1 protein-coding gene is annotated in these 1,456 nt (G+C 64.9%); it reads left to right on the forward strand.

Annotated elements, in window-relative coordinates; genetic code table 11:
- The first annotated feature begins 231 nt into the window (after positions 1 to 231).
- Positions 232 to 1,437 carry an IS110 family transposase gene (locus tag ACIBCN_RS44515; RefSeq protein WP_396998937.1) on the forward strand — a complete coding sequence of 402 codons (1,206 nt, stop codon included), beginning with the start codon at positions 232 to 234 and terminating at the stop codon, positions 1,435 to 1,437.
- Positions 1,438 to 1,456: the final 19 nt, after the last annotated feature.

The following is a 1,456-nucleotide window of genomic DNA, read 5'->3' on the forward strand; positions in this document are numbered from 1 at the left end:
GCTCCTTAAGTTCGTTGGGGTTCAGTACGTTGTGCTGGACACCCAGGCGGGTCGGGTGAGGCTTGAGAAAGGTGCTTGTCGGCCTTGTTGGTGCGGCTCGATAGGAGTGGCCGCCCGACCTGTCTGGACGTTCTCGGCCGCTGATTGAGAACTGCGATCCATCGCTGGGTTTAAGGAGCTGACGGCGGGTGCGTCCGCGGGTTTAGCTGCGAGAACGACGATGGAGGCGGGTTGAGAAAGCTGTGGGCGGGCGTGGATGTGGGTAAGGAGTTCCACTGGGCCTGGGTGGTGGACGCCGAGGGCACTCGGGTGCTGGCTCGGCGGGTGGAAAACGACGAGTCCGATGTGCTGGCTCTGATTGCCGAGATCATCGGACTCGGTGCCGACGAGATCAGTTGGGCGGTAGATCTGACCACGGTGGAATCGGCTCTGCTGCTTACGATTTTGTTCGAGCGTGGCCAGCGGGTGTGCTATCTGCCTGGTAGGGCGGTCAACCAGGCCGCGGCCGGGTATCGCAGTGAAGGCAAGACCGACGCCAAAGACGCCCGGATCATCGCCGACCAGGCGCGTATGCGTCGAGACCTTGCCGTGCTGAGGCCCAGCGACGAGTTGATCGTCGAGTTGCGGATGCTCACCGGCCGTCGCACCGATCTGGTGCACGACCGCACTCGTGCCATCAACCGGCTGCGCCAGCTGCTCACCGCGATCTGCCCCGCACTCGAGCGAGCTGCCGACATCACAGGGCATCGCGGCTGGGTGCTGCTGCTGTCGCGCTACCAGCGTCCCAAAGCTCTTCGCCGCGCTGGGATCTCGCGCCTGACCACTCTGCTGACCGGTCTGGGGCTGCGTGAACGCACCGCTGCTCGGATCGCCGAAGCCGCTGTGGCGGCGGCGAAGTCGCAGGCCACCCGTCTGCCCGGGGAAGAGATTACGGCTGGATTGGTCGCGGGGCTGTCGAAGGAGGTGATGCGCCTCGATGGGCAGATCACCGACCTCGACACTGCTATCGAGGACCGATTTCGCCGCCATCACCTCGCAGCGGTGATCACCAGCCTGCCCGGAATGGGATTCCGTCTCGGAGCCGAATTCCTCGCCGCCACAGGCGATCTCAGTGCTTTCTCCTCCGCCGGCCACTTGGCTGCCTATGCCGGTTTGGCGCCGGTGCCCAACGATTCCGGCAAACGCACCGGCCGCCTGCACCGGCCTCAGCGCTACAACCGCGCCCTGCGCCGGGTGTTCTATATGTCCGCCCTGACCAGCATTCGCTGGGACCCGAGCTCGCGCGTTTACTACGACCGGAAACGAGCCGATGGCAAAGGCGCGAAAGGCGCGGTGATCGCGTTGGCCCGCCGCCGCGTCGACGTGCTGTGGGCTCTGCTGCGTGACAACCGTACTTGGGAACCACAAAGGCTTGCCGCGGCTACGCCAGCGGCTTGACAGCATCATTGAGACTCCT

It is taken from the genome of Nocardia sp. NPDC051052, assembly GCF_044456045.1.
Classification (GTDB): Bacteria; Actinomycetota; Actinomycetes; order Mycobacteriales; family Mycobacteriaceae; genus Nocardia.